Annotated in this window: 18 protein-coding genes and 1 pseudogene; 17 read left to right on the top strand and 2 right to left on the bottom strand. The window is 69.7% G+C overall.

From position 1 onward, the window contains the following. The first annotated feature begins 81 nt into the window (after positions 1-81). On the top strand, positions 82-2,673 hold the full coding sequence (locus AC3WT6_RS10065) for an MMPL family transporter (RefSeq protein WP_492653441.1): 2,592 nt from the start codon (positions 82-84) through the stop codon (positions 2,671-2,673). Positions 2,674-2,785: 112 nt separating this feature from the next. Next, positions 2,786-3,286 carry a transcription elongation factor GreB gene (gene greB, locus AC3WT6_RS10060; protein ID WP_492653440.1) on the top strand — a complete coding sequence of 167 codons (501 nt, stop codon included), beginning with the start codon at positions 2,786-2,788 and terminating at the stop codon, positions 3,284-3,286. Positions 3,287-3,298: 12 nt separating this feature from the next. On the opposite strand, the gene AC3WT6_RS10055 is transcribed toward greB, so the two are convergent. Next, positions 3,299-3,664 (bottom strand): rhodanese-like domain-containing protein, encoded by a 366-nt coding sequence (locus AC3WT6_RS10055; RefSeq protein WP_492653439.1) that lies wholly within the window; start codon positions 3,662-3,664, stop codon positions 3,299-3,301. A gap of 98 nt (positions 3,665-3,762) precedes the next feature. Here AC3WT6_RS10055 and AC3WT6_RS10050 point away from each other — a divergent pair, with 98 nt between their 5' ends. The 8 genes from AC3WT6_RS10050 to AC3WT6_RS10015 are packed head-to-tail and all read left to right on the top strand — an operon-like array spanning position 3,763 to position 11,761. Next, positions 3,763-4,554, top strand: coding sequence for an SDR family oxidoreductase (locus AC3WT6_RS10050; protein WP_492653438.1), 792 nt, complete (start codon positions 3,763-3,765; stop codon positions 4,552-4,554). 16 nt (positions 4,555-4,570) lie between these two features. After that, entirely contained in the window at positions 4,571-5,374 is an 804-nt protein-coding gene (locus tag AC3WT6_RS10045) for an alpha/beta hydrolase (protein WP_492653437.1), read from the top strand. Between the two features lies 1 nt (position 5,375). After that, the gene (locus AC3WT6_RS10040) at positions 5,376-6,146 is read left to right on the top strand and encodes a DUF3450 domain-containing protein (RefSeq protein ID WP_492653436.1); all 771 of its coding nucleotides are present in this window, start codon (positions 5,376-5,378) and stop codon (positions 6,144-6,146) included. Further along, the gene (locus tag AC3WT6_RS10035) at positions 6,143-7,522 is read left to right on the top strand and encodes a MotA/TolQ/ExbB proton channel family protein (RefSeq protein ID WP_492653435.1); all 1,380 of its coding nucleotides are present in this window, start codon (positions 6,143-6,145) and stop codon (positions 7,520-7,522) included. Before AC3WT6_RS10040 ends, AC3WT6_RS10035 begins: the two co-directional genes overlap by 4 nt. Continuing rightward, on the top strand, positions 7,515-8,051 hold the full coding sequence (locus AC3WT6_RS10030) for a MotA/TolQ/ExbB proton channel family protein (RefSeq protein ID WP_492653434.1): 537 nt from the start codon (positions 7,515-7,517) through the stop codon (positions 8,049-8,051). Before AC3WT6_RS10035 ends, AC3WT6_RS10030 begins: the two co-directional genes overlap by 8 nt. Beyond that, entirely contained in the window at positions 8,048-8,455 is a 408-nt protein-coding gene (locus tag AC3WT6_RS10025; RefSeq protein WP_123212232.1) for an ExbD/TolR family protein, read from the top strand. Before AC3WT6_RS10030 ends, AC3WT6_RS10025 begins: the two co-directional genes overlap by 4 nt. Before the next feature lie 7 nt (positions 8,456-8,462). Next, entirely contained in the window at positions 8,463-9,188 is a 726-nt protein-coding gene (locus AC3WT6_RS10020) for an energy transducer TonB (protein ID WP_492653433.1), read from the top strand. Continuing rightward, positions 9,185-11,761 (top strand): DUF1329 domain-containing protein, encoded by a 2,577-nt coding sequence (locus AC3WT6_RS10015; protein WP_492653432.1) that lies wholly within the window; start codon positions 9,185-9,187, stop codon positions 11,759-11,761. The genes AC3WT6_RS10020 and AC3WT6_RS10015 overlap by 4 nt, the downstream gene beginning before the upstream one ends. Positions 11,762-12,613: 852 nt before the next feature. Here the strand turns inward: AC3WT6_RS10015 and AC3WT6_RS10010 are convergent. Beyond that, entirely contained in the window at positions 12,614-13,195 is a 582-nt protein-coding gene (locus tag AC3WT6_RS10010; RefSeq protein WP_492653431.1) for a uracil-DNA glycosylase family protein, read from the bottom strand. A 97-nt stretch (positions 13,196-13,292) separates the two neighbouring features. Between AC3WT6_RS10010 and AC3WT6_RS10005 the strand changes: the two genes are divergently transcribed. From AC3WT6_RS10005 to AC3WT6_RS09975, 7 genes and pseudogenes are all read left to right on the top strand, one after another. Then, a complete protein-coding gene (locus AC3WT6_RS10005) occupies positions 13,293-14,165 on the top strand; it encodes a response regulator transcription factor (RefSeq protein ID WP_492653430.1) in 873 nt (290 codons plus the stop codon). Positions 14,166-14,322: 157 nt separating this feature from the next. Beyond that, entirely contained in the window at positions 14,323-15,210 is an 888-nt protein-coding gene (locus tag AC3WT6_RS10000; protein WP_492653429.1) for an ABC transporter ATP-binding protein, read from the top strand. 10 nt (positions 15,211-15,220) lie between these two features. Next, complete coding sequence (locus AC3WT6_RS09995; RefSeq protein ID WP_492653428.1) at positions 15,221-16,246, top strand: ABC transporter permease; 1,026 nt, start codon at positions 15,221-15,223, stop codon at positions 16,244-16,246. Further along, positions 16,231-16,638 carry a DUF4124 domain-containing protein gene (locus AC3WT6_RS09990; RefSeq protein ID WP_492653427.1) on the top strand — a complete coding sequence of 136 codons (408 nt, stop codon included), beginning with the start codon at positions 16,231-16,233 and terminating at the stop codon, positions 16,636-16,638. The genes AC3WT6_RS09995 and AC3WT6_RS09990 overlap by 16 nt, the downstream gene beginning before the upstream one ends. Beyond that, positions 16,638-17,705 (top strand): aminopeptidase, encoded by a 1,068-nt coding sequence (locus AC3WT6_RS09985; RefSeq protein WP_492653426.1) that lies wholly within the window; start codon positions 16,638-16,640, stop codon positions 17,703-17,705. The genes AC3WT6_RS09990 and AC3WT6_RS09985 overlap by 1 nt, the downstream gene beginning before the upstream one ends. After that, positions 17,695-18,216 (top strand): hypothetical protein, encoded by a 522-nt coding sequence (locus AC3WT6_RS09980; RefSeq protein ID WP_492653425.1) that lies wholly within the window; start codon positions 17,695-17,697, stop codon positions 18,214-18,216. The genes AC3WT6_RS09985 and AC3WT6_RS09980 overlap by 11 nt, the downstream gene beginning before the upstream one ends. 117 nt (positions 18,217-18,333) lie before the next feature. After that, positions 18,334-18,459: pseudogene (locus AC3WT6_RS09975) on the top strand (ATP-binding protein); the annotation flags it as partial. Positions 18,460-18,544 lie beyond the last annotated feature (85 nt).

Genomic DNA, 18,544 nt, shown 5'->3' with positions numbered 1-18,544 from the left:
ACACGGGGTTTCTGGCCTCCCGACTGGCCCGGTGACCACGGCATCCGTAAGCTCGCGGCTCCCGAACCGCAATTCCGGCCGATGAACCCACGCCTCAGTCACCTGCTGCACCGCTGGATCCTGCTGGTGCAGGCGCAGCCGCGCGCGGTGCTGATGGCGGCACTGGTGCTGGCCCTGTTCGCCGGCGTGCTCGCCGCCACCCGGCTGTCGGTGGATACCAATCCCGCCAACATGCTCTCGGCCGAGCTGCCCTGGCGCAAGGCCGAACAGGCGCTGGACGCGGCCTTTCCCAACACCGAGGCCGGCCTGGTGCTGGTGGTCGAGAGCGCCGATGCCGACCGCAGCGCCGCCGCCGTCCTTGCCCTGGTGCAGGCTCTGCAACCACGGGTGGAGCTGTTCACCGCGGTGCGCTCGCCGGAGCTGGAGCCCTATTTCCGCCGCAACGGCCTGCTGTATCTGGAGGTGGAGGCGCTGCAGGACTTCGCCGACGGCGTGCTGCGCGCCCAGCCGCTTCTCGGCGCGCTCAGCCGCGAGCCCAGTCTCTCCGGCGTTTCCGGTCTGCTGGCGCGCGCGCTGGAAGCGCCCGACGACAGCTTCGACCTTGCCCCGGCGCTGAACGCCTTCGCCGACGCGGTGGACGCCGCCGCGCGCGGCGAGCAGCGGCCGCTGGCCTGGTCGGCGCTGATGGCCGCGCCCGAGGGCATGACGCCGTCCAGCCGCAAGTTCATCGAGCTGGTGCCGGTGCTGGACTACGGTCGCCTGCAACCGGCCAGCGCGCCGGTGGCGGCGATCCGCGCGGCAATTGCCGCCCTGCCGGCGCAAGGCCTGGGCGAGGTGCGGGTGCGGCTCACCGGCAGCAAGGCGCTGGAACACGAGGAGATCGGCATGGCCTTCTCCGGGGCGCTGCTGGCCTTCGGGGTCGCCCTGGTGCTGGCGACGCTGCTGCTGTTCGTCGCCCTGCGCGCCGGCCGGCTGGTGGGCGCCACCGTGCTCACCCTGCTGTTTGGCCTGACGCTCACCGCCGGTTTCGCGGCGCTGGCGGTGGGCCAGCTCAATCTCATCTCCATGGCCTTCGGCGTGCTCTATGTCGGCCTGGGGCTGGACTACGCGCTCTACCTCGCCATGCGCTATCGCGAGCTGCGCCTGGCGGGCCTCGCCCATGAGGCCGCGATCCCGCGCGCCGCCACCGATGTCGGCGGTTTTCTGCTGGTCTGCGCGGCAACCACTTCGCTGGGTTTCCTGGCCTTCGTGCCGACCAGCTTCACCGGCATCGCCGGCCTGGGCCTGATCTCCGGCGCTGGCATGTTCATCAGCCTCCTGGCCAGCCTGAGCGTGCTACCGGCCCTGCTGGCGCTGTGGCCGGCCGCCGAGCTGCGTGCGCCGGCGTCCTCGCCGAGGCTGGAACGGCTGCTGGAACTGCCCTATGTCCACGCCCGCGCGATCTGGATCGTCATGGCGCTGCTACTGGCCGGCGCCGCGCTCTTGGCGCCCAAGGCCTATTTCGACTTCGACCCCCTGCACCTGCGCGACCCCGAGGCGGAGTCGGTGGCGACCTTCCGCGACCTGCTGCGCGATCCCAGCATCCCGACGCTGACGCTGTCGGCGGTGGTCGCCAGCGACGCCGAGGCAGAGGCCCTGGCCGCCCGGCTGGCGCAGCGGCCCACCGTGCGCCGCGCCATGAGCGTGCTCGACCTGGTGCCCGCCGATCAGGACGACAAGCTCGCCATCCTCGACGACCTGCGCCTGAGCCTGGGCCCGGCCATTGCCGGCGAGGGTGAGCTGAAGGTGCAGGCGCGGCCGGAAGACGCCGCCTCGCTGGACCGTCTGCAGGAGGTGATGACCCGCGCTGCGCAGCTCTGGCAGGGCGAGCGCGCCGCCGCCGCCCGGCGGCTGGCCGAGGCCTTGTCGCGCCTGCAGGCCGCACCGCAGCCGGACGCGCGCATCGCCGTGCTGCGCGGCAACCTGCTGGACGGCCTGCCGCGCCAGATCGGCCAGCTGCGCGAGCTGCTGCAGGCCGGCCCGGTCACCGAGGCCGAGCTGCCGGACTGGCTGCGCGCCCGCTGGCGCGCCAGCGACGGCCGGCCGCGCGTCGAGGTCTGGCCCAAGGAGGTGCTGGACGAGAACGCCGCCACCGCCCGCTTCGTCGCCGACGTGCGCGCCGCAGCACCGGAAGTCACCGGCGGCCCGGTGGGCATGATCGAGGCCGGCCATGCGGTGGTGGAGGCCTTCCGCCAGGCCTTCCTCTACTCGGTGGTGGCGATCAGCCTGCTGCTGCTGGTGCTGCTCAAGAGCCTGCGCGACACCGTGCTGGTGCTGCTGCCGCTGATCGCCGCCGGCCTGCTCACCCTGGCCGGCTCGGTGCTGTTCGACACCCCCTTCAACTTCGCCAATGTCATCGCCCTGCCGCTGCTGCTGGGTGTCGGTGTCGACTACGGCGTCTACCTGGTGCAGCAGGGCCGGCAATTGCCGGCCGACACCAATCTGCTCAAGACCGGCGCCACCCGCGCGGTGCTGTTCGGCGCCCTGGTCACGCTCGCCAACTTCGGCGACCTGATGCTGGCGCGGCACCCGGGCATGGTCAGCATGGGGCTGCTGCTCACCGTCGGCCTGTCGATGATCCTGCTCTGCACCCTGGTGCTGCTGCCGGGGCTGATCCGGAAGTTCCACGCATGAGACTTCTTGCTGCGGTGGTTGCCGAAAGTGATCCCGTCTCATGCCAGCGCCGGCTCGCGACGCTAGGATCCCCTCGCTGCGCGAGGGGGCCCTCCACGCTGCTCACGTCGTCATGAGTCGCTGGCGCCCACCGAATCCCGAGATCGCCTCGGTGCATATCACCCGCGCCGGCTACGACAAGCTCAAGGCCGAGTACGACCACCTCTGGCGCGAACGCCGGCCGGAGGTGGTGCGCGCGCTCGCCGCCGCCGCCGCCGAGGGCGACCGCTCGGAGAACGCCGAGTACATCTACCGCAAGAAGGAGCTGCGCGAGATCGACCGCCGCGTCGGCTACCTGCAACGGCGGCTGCCGGATTTGAAGATCGTCGAGAGCCGGCCGACCGACATCAGCCGCATCTACTTCGGCGCGGTCGTTGAACTGGTGGATGACGAGGGCGAGGAGCGCATCTACCGCATCGTCGGCGGTGACGAGACCGACGCCGCCACCGGCGCGATCAGCATCGACTCGCCGCTGGCCAAGGCCCTGCTGAAGAAGCAGGAGGGCGAGGTGGTGCGGGTGCAGTTGCCGGGCGGCGAGGTGGAGCTGGAGATCGTCGCGGTGCGCTATCCCTGAGCCGCCTGGCGCTCACTCGGTGGGCAGCAGGTTCTTCAACTCCCGCCAGCCGCCATCCACCGACACCACGTCGGTGTAACCCATCTGCTGCAGGGCATCGGCGGCGAGCGCGGAGCGGAAACCGCCGCCGCAGTAGAGGTAGAGCGGGGTGCTCTTGTCCGGGTGCTTGGCCTCGATGTCGCGCTCGATCACGCCCTTGCCGATCCATTCCGCGCCGCACACATGGCCGGCGGCGTACTCGCTCTCCTCGCGGGTGTCGATCAGGCGGATCGCCGGGTTTTGCTGCAGCAGCGCCGGTAGCTCGGCGGCGCGGACTTCCTTGATGCGCGACTTGGCGCTGTTCACCAGGGTGAGAAAGCCGGGGGCGTGGGCGGACATGGGAACGATCTCTTGGGCGGGCAAGATTTTGGTAGCCCAATTGTAGGGCGATGCTCTACAGTCGTGAGCAGGAGAAAGTTTCGAAAAATACATTCGCCATGGCCGGCACCCAGACCCCTGCAAAATCCGTCTTCATCACTGGGGCCGCCGCCGGCATCGGCCGCGCCGCCGCTCTGCGCTTTGCCGCGCAGGGCTGGTACGTCGGCCTCTACGACGTCAACGCCGCCGCGGTGCGCGAGCTGGCTGCCGAACTGGGTCCGGGCCGGGCGCTGGCCGGCAGCCTGGATGTCAGCGATGCCCAGGCCTTCGCCGATGCGGTGGCCGAATTCACGCTCGCCGCTGGCCGGCTCGATCTACTCATCAACAATGCCGGCGTGCTGGTGACCGGCGACTTCGAGAGCCATAGCGCCGAGCGCTACCAATGGCTGATCGACATCAACACCCGTGGCGTGGTCAATGGCTGCCTGGCCGCCTCGCCGCATCTCAAGCCCGGCGCGCGGGTCATCAATATGTGCTCGGCCTCGGCGCTCTACGGCACGCCGGCCTTCGCGGTGTACTCGGCCAGCAAGTTCTTCGTGCGCGGGCTCACCGAGGCACTCAACATCGAGTGGCAGCGGCGCGGCATTCTGGTGATGGACCTGATGCCGCTGTTCGTCGCCACGCCGATGGTGGCGGGCGTCAGCGACAAGCCCAAGAGCATCGATCGCCTGGGCGTGCGGCTCTCCGCCGAAGACGTGGCGGCGACGCTCTACAGCGCCGCCACCCGTAGCGCGGCGCTATGCCCGGTGCACTGGCCGGTGGGCTTGCAGACCCAGGCGGTGGCGCTGCTGCAGAAGCTGACGCCGAGCCGTCTCTATCGCTGGTCCCAGAAACTCATCACCGGCTACTAGGCCTGTCCACCACCTCATGGGTTATCCCCTCGTACTCATCCACGGCATGTGGTGCACCGCCGAGCATCTGGCGAAAGTCGATGAACTGCTCAGCGCCCGCGGCTACGACTGCCGCCGTCTGACCCTGCCGGCACATACGCCCGGCCCGCAGCAGGCCGAGCAGGTGGCGGCACTCTCCATCCGCGACTATGTGCGCGCCACCTGCGAGTTCGTGCGCGCGCAAAACTTCGCGCAGCCGCCGGTGCTGCTGGGGCATTCCATGGGTGGTCTGATTGCCCAGTTGGCGGCGCCGGAACTGAACGCCGCCGCCCTGGTGCTGCTGACTCCGGCGGCGCCGGCCGGCATCAACTCGCTGGCGCCGGAAGTGCTGCCGGTGGGTCTGCCGATCTTCAGTCGCTGGGGCTTCTGGAGAAAACCGCACCGGCTGACGCCGGAACGGCTGCGCCGCTACGCCGCCAACGGCCTGCACTTCAGCTACCAGGACAAGCTGATCAGCAGCCTGGTCTACGAGTCCGGGCGGGCGCTCAGCGAAATCGTGTTCTGGTGGGCCGATGCCGGCAAGGCCACCCGCTTGCCCGCCGGTGCGGTGCGCTGCCCGGTGTATGTGGTCAGCGCCGGCGCCGACAAGCTCACGCCGGCCTCGGTGGTGCGCAAGGTGGCGGCGCGCTATCCGGGCGCCACCCATAGACACTGGCCCGGGCGTTCGCACTGGGTAATTGATGATCTCGACACGGAAGACATGGTTCATGAAATCGACGGCTGGCTACGGCCCATCCTCCGCCGCGCGACGCGCGAACCCGGCAAGGTCGCGCGGGCCTGACATGCCGCGCCGCCTCCTGCTCAGCGCGGCGCTGGGGCTGATGGCGCTCAGCGCCTCGGCCCAGCAGAACGACAAGATCAACCAGGCCATCGAGGCCACGGTGCAGAGCAACCGCGCCGCGGTGGCCAGCCAGGGCCGCATCAACGGCGTCGATGACAGCACCCGCTCGATGCTGGAGCGTTACCGCGCCGCCACCTGGCAGGCGCAGCAGCTCAATGTCTACGCCAAGCAGTTGGAGCAGTTGCAGGGCGCGCAGGCGGCCGAGAAGGCCTCGCTGGCGCAGCAGCTGGTGGAGATCGAGCGCACCGAGCGCGAGCTGACGCCGCTGATGCTGCGCATGCTCGACAGCATGGACAAATTCGTGAGCCTGGATCTGCCGTTCTTGAAGCAGGAGCGGCGCGAGCGTGTCGACAACCTCAAGCGCCTGATGGCCGACCCCGAGACACCGATCGCCGAGCGCTATCGGCGGGTGCTGGAGGCCTACCAGATCGAGATCGACTACGGCCGCTCGATGGGGGTGGAGCGCGCGGTGGTCGAGGACCGCGAGGTGGACGTGCTGCGGGTCGGCCGCATCGGCCTGTACTACCTGAGCCTGGATGGCGAGGACGCCGGTCGCTGGGATGCCGCCGCCAAGGCCTGGCAACCGCTGGACGACGACTACCTCGCCAGCCTGAAGAAGGGCCTGCGCATCGCCCGCGAGATCAGCGCGCCGGACACCCTGGTGTTGCCCATGCCGGTGCCCGTCGCCGCGGCGGCCGGAGGTGCGAAATGAGCCGCCGACTCCTGCTCGCCACGCTGCTGGCGCTGAGCCCCTGGCTGGCGCAGGCCCAGACCGCCGCGAAGCCCAGCGGTCTGGATCAGTTGCTCAAGCAGGTGCAGGAAAGCGCCCAGCAGAGCAGCAAGCTCAACCAGGAGCGCGAGGCGCGCTTCCTCAAGAACAAGAACGAGCAGGCGGCGCTGTTGGCCAAGGCCGAGGCGGAACTCGCCGCCGTCGAGGCGCGCGTCAGTGGCGTGAAGAGCCGCTTCGACGCCGGCCAGCGCGAGATCGCCGAGTTGAAGAAGCAGCTCGGCGAGCGAGCCGGCGACTACACCCAGGTGTACGCGGCGGCGCGGCAGTCGGCCGGCGATCTGCGCACCGTGCTTGCCGACTCCTACATCAATCCGCAGTACCCGAAGCGGCTGGAGCTGCTCGACGGCATCGCCAAGGGCGCGGCGCTGCCCAGCATCAACCAGCTGGAGAGCCTGTGGCTGACCTTGCAGCAGGAGATGACCGAGCAGGGCAAGTCGGCGCGCTTCAAGGCCGAGGTTGTCGATCCCCTGGGGGCCAAGACCGAGGCCGAGGTGGTGCGCGTCGGCGCCTTCACCGCCTTCGCCGACGGCGACTACCTGGCGATCCCGCAGGGCAGCGGCGAGCTGCGCGCGCTGTCGCGCCAGCCCGGCCACGGCGCGCGCGGCCTGGCCGAGGACTTCGCCGAGGAAGACGAGGAACCCATCGCGCCGATCCTGATCGACCCCACGCGCGGCTCGCTGCTGGCCTTGCAGGTGGACCGTCCCTCGCTCACCGAGCGCATCCACCAGGGCGGCTGGCCCGGCTACGTGATCATCGTCGTCGGCCTCTGCGGCTTCCTGCTGGCGATCTACCAATTGCAGTACCTGCTGCGGGTCGATGCCGGTGTGCGTGCCCAGCTCGCCGACCCGCGCAATCCCCGGCCGGACAATCCGCTCGGCCGCGTGCTGACCGTGTTCAAGGGCGACAACGAGAAGCACGATCCGGAAGTGCTGGAACTGCGGCTCTCGGAAGCGGTGCTGAAGGAAACCCCGGCCATCGAGCGCGGCCAGCAACTGATCCGGCTGGTGATCGCCGCCGGCCCGCTGCTGGGCCTGCTCGGCACCGTCGCCGGCATGATCGAAACCTTCCAGGTGATCATGGAAGCCGGCGCCGGCGACCCGAAGCTGATGGCCGGCGGCATCTCCAAGGCGATGATCGCCACCGTGCTGGGCTTGGGCATCGCCATCCCGCTGCTGTTCATCAACGCGGTGCTGGCCTCGCGCTCGCGGGCCTTGATCCAGATTCTCGACGAGCAGTCCGCGGGCCTGTTGGCCGAGCGCATCGAGCAGCAGCAGAGCGGAGCGCTGGCGCGTGCTTGAGGCCCTGCTGACGCCGTTCGCCGGCATCAACGAGTTCGTCGACGCCGGCGGCTGGGTGGTGTGGTGGATCCTGGCGGTGGCGCTGACCATGTGGACGCTCATCATCGAGCGCGCCTGGTGGTTCGCCCGCGTCTATCCGCAGGCGCGCGCCGCCGCCGCTGCCCGCTGGCAGGCGCGGCCTGAGCGTTATTCCTGGACCGCGCGGCGCATCCGCACCGCGATGATCGGCGAGCTGTCGGTGGCGATGGGCGGCACCCTGCCGCTGCTGCGCGCGCTGATCCCGATCTGCCCGCTGCTGGGTCTGCTCGGCACCGTCGGCGGCATGCTGGAGGTGTTCGACGTGATGGCGATCAAGGGCCAGTCGGAGCCGCGCGCCATGGCCAGCGGCGTCTCGCAGGCGATGATCGCCACGCTCTCCGGCCTGGCGGTGGCGCTGTCCGGCATGTACTTCAGCCACCACTACACGGCCAAGGCGCGCCGCGAGACGGAAGAGCTCAACAGCGTGCTGGCCTTGGAGGATGCGAAATGAGGTTCCGCCGCCACAATCCGCCGGTGGAAGAAACCGGTATCGACCTCGCGCCGATGCTGGATTTCTTCCTCAACCTGCTGATCTTCTTCATCATCAGCGCCGCCTTCGTGTCGGAGTCGGGCATCAAGGTCAACCGGCCCACGGCGAAGACCGCGGTGAAGGAGGAGAAGGCCAGCATCTTCGTCGCCATCTCCGCCAACAACGAGGTCTACATCGACAAGCAGCGCGTCGATATCCGCTCGGTGCGTGGCATCGTCGCCAAGATGCACGCCGAGCACCCGGAGGCGGCGGTGATCATCCAGGCCGACAAGGACGCCCGCGCCGGCCTGATGGTGGAAGCCATGGACCAGGCGCGCCTGGCCGGCGTCGAGAACGTGGCCGTGGCGGCGACGCCGGAGCGATGACCCGCGCATGAGACGCTGGTTGCTGGCACCGCTCGCTGCGCTGGTCGCGGTGCTGCTGCTGTTCGCCTTCCTGCGCTGGGCGATCACGCCGGCCGATCACGGCGGCTATGCCCAAGGGCCGAAGGTGGAGGGCGTGGCCATGGTGAAGGTGCGGCCGGAAGCGGAGCCGCCGCCGCCCGATCCGCTGTCAGCGCCGGAGAAGGCGCCGCCACCGCCGCCGGACGCGCCGCCCTCGCTGACCACCACCGCGCTGCCCAGCATTTCGGCGCCGGCGCTGGCCAATGTCGCGATGGAGGCCGGGCCGGTGAACGTCGCGGTCAACATCGACACCACCGGTCTGGGCATCGGTACCGGCGCCTTCGGCGGCTTCCTGCGCGGTGGCGCCGGCGGCGGCGGGGGAGGTGGCGGCAACGGTGGTGGCGGCGCCGGCTATGCCGGCGGCAAGAGCTTCAAAGGCCGCGATCTCATCCCGCTCTCGACCGCACGTCCGCAGATGCCGGAATGGGCCTGCAAGCAGAAGATCAAGGGTTGGGTGGAGGTGGTGTTCACGGTGATGCCCAATGGCCGGGTGCGCGACGTGAAGATCGTCGATGCCGATCCGCGTGGCGTCTACGAGGCGGCCGCGGTGGAGAGCGTCAGCAACTGGATCTACTCCTCGTATGCCAAGGCGCGGGAAGTGAAGCAGCGGGTGCAGATGGACCCGGAAGACTGCGCCTACAACTACCCGCAATGAACAACTTCCTCCTGCGTACCGGCCTCGCCGCCGCGCTGCTGCTTGGCGCGGCCGGCGCGCGGGCGCAGCAGTACCGCAGCGAGGTGCGCGAGCTGGACGCGCCGCCACCGGCCGAGAAGGAGGTCGATCTGCGCGAACAGCTCAAGAGCGCGGCCGACCCCTACGCCAAGGCGATGATCCTGCGCGAGCTGGCCGGGCAGGCGGCGAGCCAGAAGGACTACAAGCAGGCGGCGGCGCTGCTGGAACAGGCCTTGAAGACCAACGGCCTCTCCGGCCCGGCGGCGCAGCAGGTGCGCGAGGCCCTGAGCGAGCTGACGCTCGCCACCGGCAACTTCAAGGCGCAACTGCCGACGCTGGAAAAGCGCGCCCGCGAGCCGGGCGCCTCACCGGAGATCTTCATCGCCCTGGGCTCGGCCTATCTCGACCTCAAGCGCTATCCGGAGGCGATCACCGCGCTCAAGAAGGGCATCGCCGACAGCGCCAATCCCGACCCGAGCTGGAAGCAGGCCCTGCTCGGCGCGCTGCTCGCCACCGGCCGCGAGGCCGAGGCCCTGCCGCTGCTGCAGGAGCAGGTGCGCGCGCAGCCGCAGTTGCGCGAAAACTGGCTGCGGCTGGCGGCGATGGCGGTGAAGGCCGGCGACAAGGAGCGCGCCGCCGCCACCCTGGAGCTGGCCGCGCGCCAGGGGCACCTGAAGACCAGCGAGGAGCGCCTGCAACTGATCAATCTCACCGCCCAGATCGGCGCGCCCTTCGAGGCCGGCTCGCTGATGCAGGGCTGGATGAACGAGGGCGTGCTGGCCAAGGACGCCGGCAATTATTCGACGCTGGCCGCACTCTGGAGCCGCGCCCGCGAATCTGGCCTCGCCAGCACCGCGCTGGAGCAGGCGCAGCGGCTCTCGCCGAGCGCCGAGCGTCTGCTGCAACTCGGCCAGTTGCAGATGAACCAGGAGGACTACGCGCGCGCCGCGCAAAGCCTGGAGAAGGCGATCAACAGCGGTGCCAAATCCGGCCCGGCCTGGATGACGCTGGCGATGGCGCGCTACCAGCAGGCCGAGGTGGAGGCCGCCGTGGACGCCTTCCGCCAGGCCGCCGAATATCCGCAGAGCCGCAAGCTGGCGCAGGACTGGCTCAAGTACCTGGAATCCGGCGCCGCCCGCGAGCAGGCGCTGATGGCGCTGGAGCGCCGCCAGCCGCGCGGCACCGCGACCGCCGGCGTGCGGCTGGGCGAGAAGCTCGGCGAGGCGCCGCTGGCGCTGGAAGGCGAGACGGCCAGTCGAGGCGGCGCCACGCCGGTGGCCGCCGGCGGCAGCGGCGAGGGCGCGCTCACGCCGGTGGGCGCCGAGCGCGGCCGCAATGCCGATGGCCGCATTCCCGCCTGGGACGGCGGTCTGCGCACGCCGCCGGCCAGCTACAAGCCCGGGCAGCGCCTGAGCGATCCCTATCCGCAGGATCAGCCGCTGTTCCGCATCACCGCCGCCAATGTCGCGCAGTACGCCGCGCAGCTCTCCAAGGGCCACAAGGCGCTGTTCGCGCGCTATGCCGACTATGTGATGCCGGTCTACCAGACGCGGCGCAGCGCCAGCTATCCGCAGGCGATCTACGACGCCACCCAGGCCAATCTCGGCAAGGCCAAGCTGCTCGGCTCCGACGCGCTGGAAGGCGCGCGCCTGGGCTTTCCCTTCCCCAAGCCGCAGAACGGCGTCGAGGTGATGTGGAACCACCGCACCCGCTACCGCGGCGACACCGTGAAGGCCACCTATACCCAGGCGGTGGTGCAGGCGAGCGGCCGCAGCGATCTCACCAAGCAGACCTTCCTCACCTATTTCCGCTACGGCAACGTCAAGGATCCGGTCGATATCGCCAAGAAGAACATCCTGGTCTACGGCATCACCAGTGGCGCCAAGCCCGGCGGCAGTCCGGAATTCGTGGCGCTGTTCCACGAGACCGCCAACTCGCTGAAAGACCCGCGCGATGTCTGGGTGCTGCTGACCCGCGTCGGCAAGATGTTCCGGGTGCCGCCGGTGGGCTACGACCAGCCGTTCCCCGGCTCCGACGGCCTGGAGTTCATCGACATGGTGGACATGTACAACGGCGCCTTCGACCGCTACGTGTGGAAGCTGATCGGCAAGCGCGAGATCTACATCCCCTACAACGCCTACCGGCTCTCCGATGGCCGGGTGAAGTACAGCCAGTTGCTCAAGGGCGGCCACCCGGACCAGGGCGAGGCGCGCTATGAGCTGCACCGGGTCTGGGTGATCGAGGCGACCGAGCGCGGCGGCAAGCGCCATGTGTTCGGTAAGCGCACCTATTACATCGACGAAGACAGCTGGAACGTGGTGCTGGTGGAGAACGAAGACCGCGAGGGCAATCTCTGGCGCTTCCAGGAAGGTCATGTGACGCCGCTCTACGACGTGCAGGCGGTGACCACCGTGCCCAGCTACACCTACGACCTCAAGGACGGCCGCTACTTCGCCAATCGCTTGTTCTCCGAGGACGCGCCGTTTCAGTACAACCTGCCGATGAAGGACGCCGACTTTTTGCCGGCGACGGTGAGGGTGCGGTACGGGCGCTAGCGAGACTTTCGGCTAGCGCCGACTCCTTTTTTCCCCTCCCCCTTGCGGGGAGGGGGAAAGCAGTGACGGAGTGCAGTGCCTTCGCGTTGGTTTGCTGGTGTGTGGTTCGCGCATTCGCGCTCTTTTAGCTGCGCTGTTGGTGCGAGCTTTCTTTTCGCCTCTTGGCGACTCACTTTTCTTTGCTTGTGCAAAGAAAAGTAAGCAAAAGAAAGCACACCCCTGCGTAGCGCCCCCTACGGGGGTAAACCTGCGATGCTCGGCCCAAAGGGGCCGCTCGCGAACTCGGCGCCCTATAGGCGCCTCGAACATGCGCTCGCTGTTATCCCCCTTTGGTCCTGCGCTTCTCGGCGCCACGAAGGGGAGGGCAAGTCAAAAGCATTCAGGCTCGTTGGCTACGCCAACATCGCGCGAGCGAAGCGCGCGCCTGCGGTTGCTTTTGATGTTGTGTTGGCGGCGGGCGAAGACCGCCGTGCTGTGGACGTTCCGGTCCCCTTCGTAAGCGCCGAGAAGCGCAGTGGACGGGGGGTATGGAAGCGCCCGCATGTCCGAGGCGCCTATAGGGCGCCGAGTTCGGGCGCGTCCCCCCGGCCACGAGCATCGCAGGGTACCCCGCAGGGGCGCGACGCAGGGGTGTGCTTTCTTTTGCTTACTTTTCTTTGCACAAGCAAAGAAAAGTGAGTCGCCAGGGGGCGAAAAAAAGCTCGCACCAACAGCAGACTCAGCAGAGCGCGAATGCGCGAACCACAACCCAGCAGACCAACGCGAAGGCACTGCACTCCGCCACAGCTTTCCCCCTCCCCACAAGGGGGAGGAAGACTTGAGATGACGTATGGGCAAAGGCACTACGCCCACTCAGGCCAGCGCCGCCACCAGCGCCTCCCGCAAGGCCGGCACCACCTCCTCCTCGAACCAGGGCCGGCGCCGGAGCCACAGGGTGTTGCGCGGGCTGGGATGTGGCAGCGGGAAATAGCCGCGCGGCAGATGCTCGCGCCAGCGCCGTACGGTCTGCTCCAGCGTCTCGCCGCGCGCGTCGAGGTAGTGCAGATGCGCATAGCGCCCGATCAGCAGAGTCAGCCGCAGCTTCGGCAGCAGCGGCCGTACCCGGGGATGCCAGAGCGGCGCGCATTCCGGGCGCGGCGGCAGGTCGCCACCGCGGCCCTTGCCGGGATAGCAGAGGCCCATCGCCATCACCCCGTAGTGGCTCTGGTCGTAGAACGCCTCGCGGTCGAGCGCCATCCACTGCCGCAGGCGGTCGCCGCTGGCATCGTCCCAGGGCAGGCCGCTGGCATGCACGCGGGTGCCGGGCGCCTGGCCGGTGATCAGCACCCGCAGCCGCGCGTCCACTCGCAGGATCGGCCGCGGCCCCAGCGGCAGATGGTCGGCGCACAAGCGGCAGGCGCGGACTTCGGCGATGGTCTGTTCCAGGCTGGGCATGGCGGAATTGTGCCTGCACCCCAGGGCCAGTGGCGGATTGCCTTCGTCCGTCTGATTTGCCACTGTGCGGCTGGCTCCCATTCCTCCACGGCAGCGCATGAGTCCTCACGATCGGTTGATCCACCGCGTCTACGCCACCGCCGCCGAATCCGACTGGCAGCTGGCCCGGCAGCGGCTGCTGGCGCTGTTGCTGGAGCAGCTGGGTGCCGGCGGCGCGGCCTGGCTCACCACCGACGAGTCGGGCCTGGGCGGCTGCTACACCGAGAGCCTGCACAGCGGATTCAGCCGCAGCGCCCTGCAGGCCCTGCGCTTCGCCGAGGGCGAGACCTTGCTGACCCCGGCGGGCGGGCCACCAGCGCGGGTGCTGCGCTATGCGCACGAGAGCCGGCCGCTGGTCAGCCTGCTCGCCCTGCACTGGCCGGAAGGCGCCTCGCCGCCGCCGGCCGAATGGCTGCATCAGGCGGCGCTGCACGCCGCCGAGGCGGCGGCGCTGTCGATGCGCCTGTTCGTGCGGCGTGACGAATGGCTGCGCGAGATGGGCCGGCAGAACCGCGGCGCCGCCGCCCTGGTCGATGCCCGTGGCGTGATCCACGCCGCCAGCGAGCGCTTCCTGGCCCTGCTGGGCGCCGATGCCGCCACCCGCTTTCCGCTGCCGGAGGCGCTGCTCGACGAGGGCGGGGCTTACGTGCGCGAGGGCCTGCATGTGCGGGTGGAGGCGATGGACGGCCTGTATCTGGTGCATGTCCGCCAGCCGCTGGCGCTGGACATCCTGTCGCCGCGCGAGCAGCAGATCGCCCGCGCGCTGGGCGAGGGCAAGACCTTCAAGAGCATCGCCCGCAACTGCGGCATCGCGGTATCGACGGTGGCCAATCACGCCACCCGCATCTACCGCAAGCTGGGCGTGTACCGGCGCGAGGAGCTGGTGGGCCTGATCCGCTCCAGCGGCGTCGAGCGCAGCCTGGGCGCGTAAGCCCCGCACGACGACGGCTGCCCAGGCTGCGGCCCGCTTCCCGAGCAAGGCGCGGCCCAGCCACTGAGCCGCCGATTCGCGTCGTTTGACCGCCCGCCGCTGAACTGGGGCGCGCTTGCGCATGTCATCATGCGCACCTTCCGCTTGCCGTCGCCCCATGTCCGCCCTTCTCGAAGCCCGAGCACTGGTCAAGGAGTACCCCAAGGTCCGCGCCGTGGACGGGGTTTCCTTTGAGGTGCCGGCGGGCATCTGCTTCGGCCTTCTGGGCCCCAACGGCGCCGGCAAATCCACCACCATCGAGCTGCTCGAAGGCGTGGCCAAGCCCAGCGGCGGCGAGGTGCTGTTCCGTGGCGAGAGCATCGCCGGCGGCAAGTCGCGCTACCGCGAGAAGATCGGCATCCAGTTCCAGTCCACCGCCTTGCAGGACTTTCTCACCGTGCGCGAGAACCTGCGGCTGTTCCAGGCCCTGTACCCGAAGAAGCGGCCGCTGGACGAGCTGATCGCGGTCTGCCGGCTGGAGGAGTTCCTCGACCGCGACAGCCACAAGCTCTCCGGCGGCCAGCGCCAGCGGGTGCTGCTGGCCATCGCCCTGGTCAATGATCCCGAGCTGGTGTTCCTCGACGAACCCACCACCGGTCTCGACCCGCAGGCGCGGCGCAATTTCTGGGAGCTGGTGCGCAGCATCAAGGCCGAGGGCAAGACCCTGGTGCTGACCACCCACTACATGGAAGAGGCCTACGCGCTCTGCGACGACATCGGCATCATGGATCACGGCCGGCTGATCGCCCGCGGCAGCCCGCAGCGCCTGCTCGCCGAGCACTTCGACGACTCGGTGCTGGAGCTGCCGGCCGCCGATGCCCTGCGCGCCGGCAGCGAGCTGCCCTTCGTGCTGCGTGGCGACTGGGCCGAGCTGTCGACTCGCGACATCGGTGGCGCGCTGGCGATACTGCAAAAGGCCGGCACCCCGCTGGACCAGCTGCGCATCCGTCCGCGCACGCTCGAGGATCTGTTCCTGGAGCTGACCGGCAAGGAGTTGCGGGCATGAGGCGCGGCGCATGAATCCCGTCCACATCCTCGCGCTGACCTGGGCGCGCAGCCTGGAATTCCTGCGCGACCGCGGCACCATGGCCTGGAACTTCGCCTTGCCGCTGTTGATGGTGGCCGGCTTCGCGGTGATCTTCTCCGGGCCGGGCAAGCCTCTGTTCACGGTGGCGGTGCTGGCGCCGGAGACGGTGCCGCTGAGCGCCGACACCCATCCCTTTCTGGGCACGCCCTCGGTAAGCTTCTACCGCGAGGCCAGCCTGGAAACAGCGCAGGCCAAGGTGCAGCGCCACCGCATCGACCTGGCGGTGGACTTGGCGCACATGCAGTACTGGGTCAACCCGGAGTCGCACAACGGCGCGGTCTTGGAGCTGCTGCTGCACGGCGTCGCCGGCGAGCCCTTGCGGCGCCAGGAAGTGCAGGGCGCGCGCATCCGCTACGTCGACTGGGCAGCACCCGGCGTGCTGGGCATGAACCTGATGTTCTCCTGCCTGTTCGGCACCGGCTATGTAATCGTCCGTTACCGCAAGTCCGGCTATCTGAAGCGCCTCAACGCCACGCCGCTGACCGCCGCCGAGTTCATCGTCGCGCAGCTGCTGTCGCGCCTGGTGCTGGTGCTGCTGGTGACGGTGGCGGTCTACCTGGGCTGCAATGCCTTTCTGCACTTCAGGCTCGACGGCAGCCCCTGGGCGCTGCTGCTGGTCGCCGTGGTCGGCAGCTACGCGATGATCGCGCTGGGCCTGATGGTGGCGGCGCGGGTCACCTCCGAGGAATTCGCCGGCGGCCTGCTCAACCTCTTGTCCTGGCCGATGATGGTGCTCTCCGGCGTGTTCTTCTCCATCGACGGCGCGCCGGCTTTCGTGCAATGGCTGGCGCAATGGCTGCCGCTGACGCCGATGCTGGAGGCGGCGCGGGCGATCATGCTCGACGGCGCCCACCTGCTCGACCCCAGCGTGCTTCAGCCCCTGCTGAAACTGTCGGCGATGGCGCTGCTGTTCACCCTGCTGGGCGCACTGGGGTTCAAATGGACGCAGGATTGAAGCGCGCCCTGGCCGGGCTGCTGCTGCTGGCGCTCGCCGCGCCGGCCAGCGCCGACCTGTACCTGTGCAGCGACGCCGAAGGCCATCGGCGCATCCAGGATCGCCCCTGCGCCGCCGGCCAGCGCGCCGACGCCCATGTGCGCGACAAGTCGGTCTCCGGCCAGCCGGCCGCGCCCTCGCAGCCGCGTGCCAAGGCCAGTGCCAGCCCGGCGGCGACCGAGGTCGGCATCCGCCGCAACAAGGGCGTGATCTGCCAGCTGCTCGATGCCGAGAAACGCGACGCCGAGGCGCAGATTCGCGGCGAGGCGCCGCCGCCGGTGGGTGAGAGCCCCAAGGACAATCTGGTGAAGATCGAACGCCAGCGCAGCCGGGTCGGCTGCGAAGCCTCCTGATGACGCGGCGCTGGCGCCTGCCGGCGCTGCTGCTGGCCGTCGCCGCCGGGCTGGCCAGCTGCTCCACGCTCAACTACTACGCGCATCTGGGTCGCGGCCAGTGGCAGCTGCTCAATGCCCGCGAGCCGATAGACCGCATCCTCGCCGACCCGCAGCGCGACCCCGAGCTGCGCCGCCGCCTGGGCTTGGCGATGGAGGCGCGCGACTACGCCAGCCAGCGTCTCGCGCTGCCTGCCAATGGCAGCTACCGGCGCTACGCCGATCTCGGCCGGCCCTATGTGGTCTGGAACCTGTTCGCCGCGCCGGAGCTGTCCCTGCAGCCGCTCGAACACTGCTTCCCGATCGCCGGCTGCGTCGCCTACCGAGGCTATTACAGCGAGGCCGAGGCGCGCGCCGAGGCCGAGCGCCTGCAAGCCCAGGGCTACGAGACCCACATCGGCGGCGTGCCGGCCTATTCCACGCTTGGCTGGTTCGACGATCCCCTGCTCAACACCATGTTGCGCTGGGACGACGACCGCCTGCTGGAAACCCTGTTCCACGAGCTGGCGCACCAGAAGGTCTATCTGCCCGGCGACACCGCCTTCAACGAGTCCTATGCCAGCTTCGTTGGCGAACAGGGCCTGCGGGAATGGCGCGCCGCGCGCGGGCAGGTGGCCGAGGGCTCGCTGGCCTTGCAGCGCGAGGCCGGCTTCGTCGCCCTGCTCAGCGCCACCCGCGAGCGCCTCGAAACCGCCTATGCCAGCGCCGGTGACGACGCCGCGCGCCGCGCCGCCAAGAGCGTGGCCTTCGCGCAATTGGCGCAGGACTACGCCGCCCTCAAGGCGAGCTGGAACGGCTGGGGCGGCTACGACCGCTTCTTCGCTACGCCGATGAACAACGCCAAGCTGCTGCCCTTCGCGCTCTACAACCAGCATCTCGCCGCCTTCGCCGCGCTGTTTGCCCGCGAGGGCGGCGACTGGCCGCGCTTCCACGCCGCCGTGGCGGCGCTGGCGGGTGAGCCGGCCGAGGCGCGTGGCCGCGCGCTGGCGGCGCTGACCGCCGATCCGGTACTGGCCCATGCTAGCTAAGTCGCGCCTGGCGCTGCTGCTGGCCCTGCCGCTGCTGCTGGCCTGGGGCGGCGAGCGCAGCACCGAAGCGCGCCGCGACGTGCGCAATTTCATCCTGGAAACCCTGCGCAAGCAGGAAGGCGCTACCTGGGAGCGGGTCGGGCAGTACCTGGCCTGGAGCTACGAATTCGACCGCAGTGGCTGCGAGCTGCAGGTGAGCCGCCGCGCCGACTTGAGCGACCAGTTCCAGCAGAGCATCCCGCTCGCCGAGGCGCAGCCGGTGGGCGGCGAGGGCAGCGAGCTGTACTTCCAGTGCCGGGGCCAGCGGCCCTGCATCGAATACCGCGTTGCCAACCGCGCGCGCAGCGACACCAGCGGCCAGGTGCGCGCCCGCCTGCTGGTGATGGACCCGGACGACCTCGTGCCCTTGCAGAACGCCTTCGCCGAACTGCACCAGCTCTGCCGCGACCCCTATGCGCCGCAGTGGCGGGCACCGGCGGAGCCCGCCGAGCGCTTTGCAAAGCCGGACTAAATCCCGCCGGCCCTGCTGTCGCGCCTGTGCTCGCCCGCAGGAGCAGCCACGATGAGCGCCAGCCCCCCGCGCCTGGGCGAACCCTTCTACCGGCCCTAGGTCGGCCGCACCCGCGACAGCGGCGGCACCGGCCTGGGCCTGGCCATCGTCCGCCGCTGCGTGGAGGCGGGCGAGGGCGGCGTGCAGTTCCGCAACCGCGAGGGCGGTGGCTTTGAGGTGGAATTGCGCCTGCGCGCGGCCTGAGCGGCGGCCGTCACCGGCCGGCGAAGCTGGCCCGGGCGGGGCGGGGGGACGATAATCGCGCGCCGGTCCGGGCGCTTTTCGCCCG

This window comes from Stagnimonas sp. FW305-C-60 (genome assembly GCF_058782965.1).
Note: the sequence above shows the minus strand (reverse complement) of the source record. Positions and strands in the feature narration are given on the sequence as shown.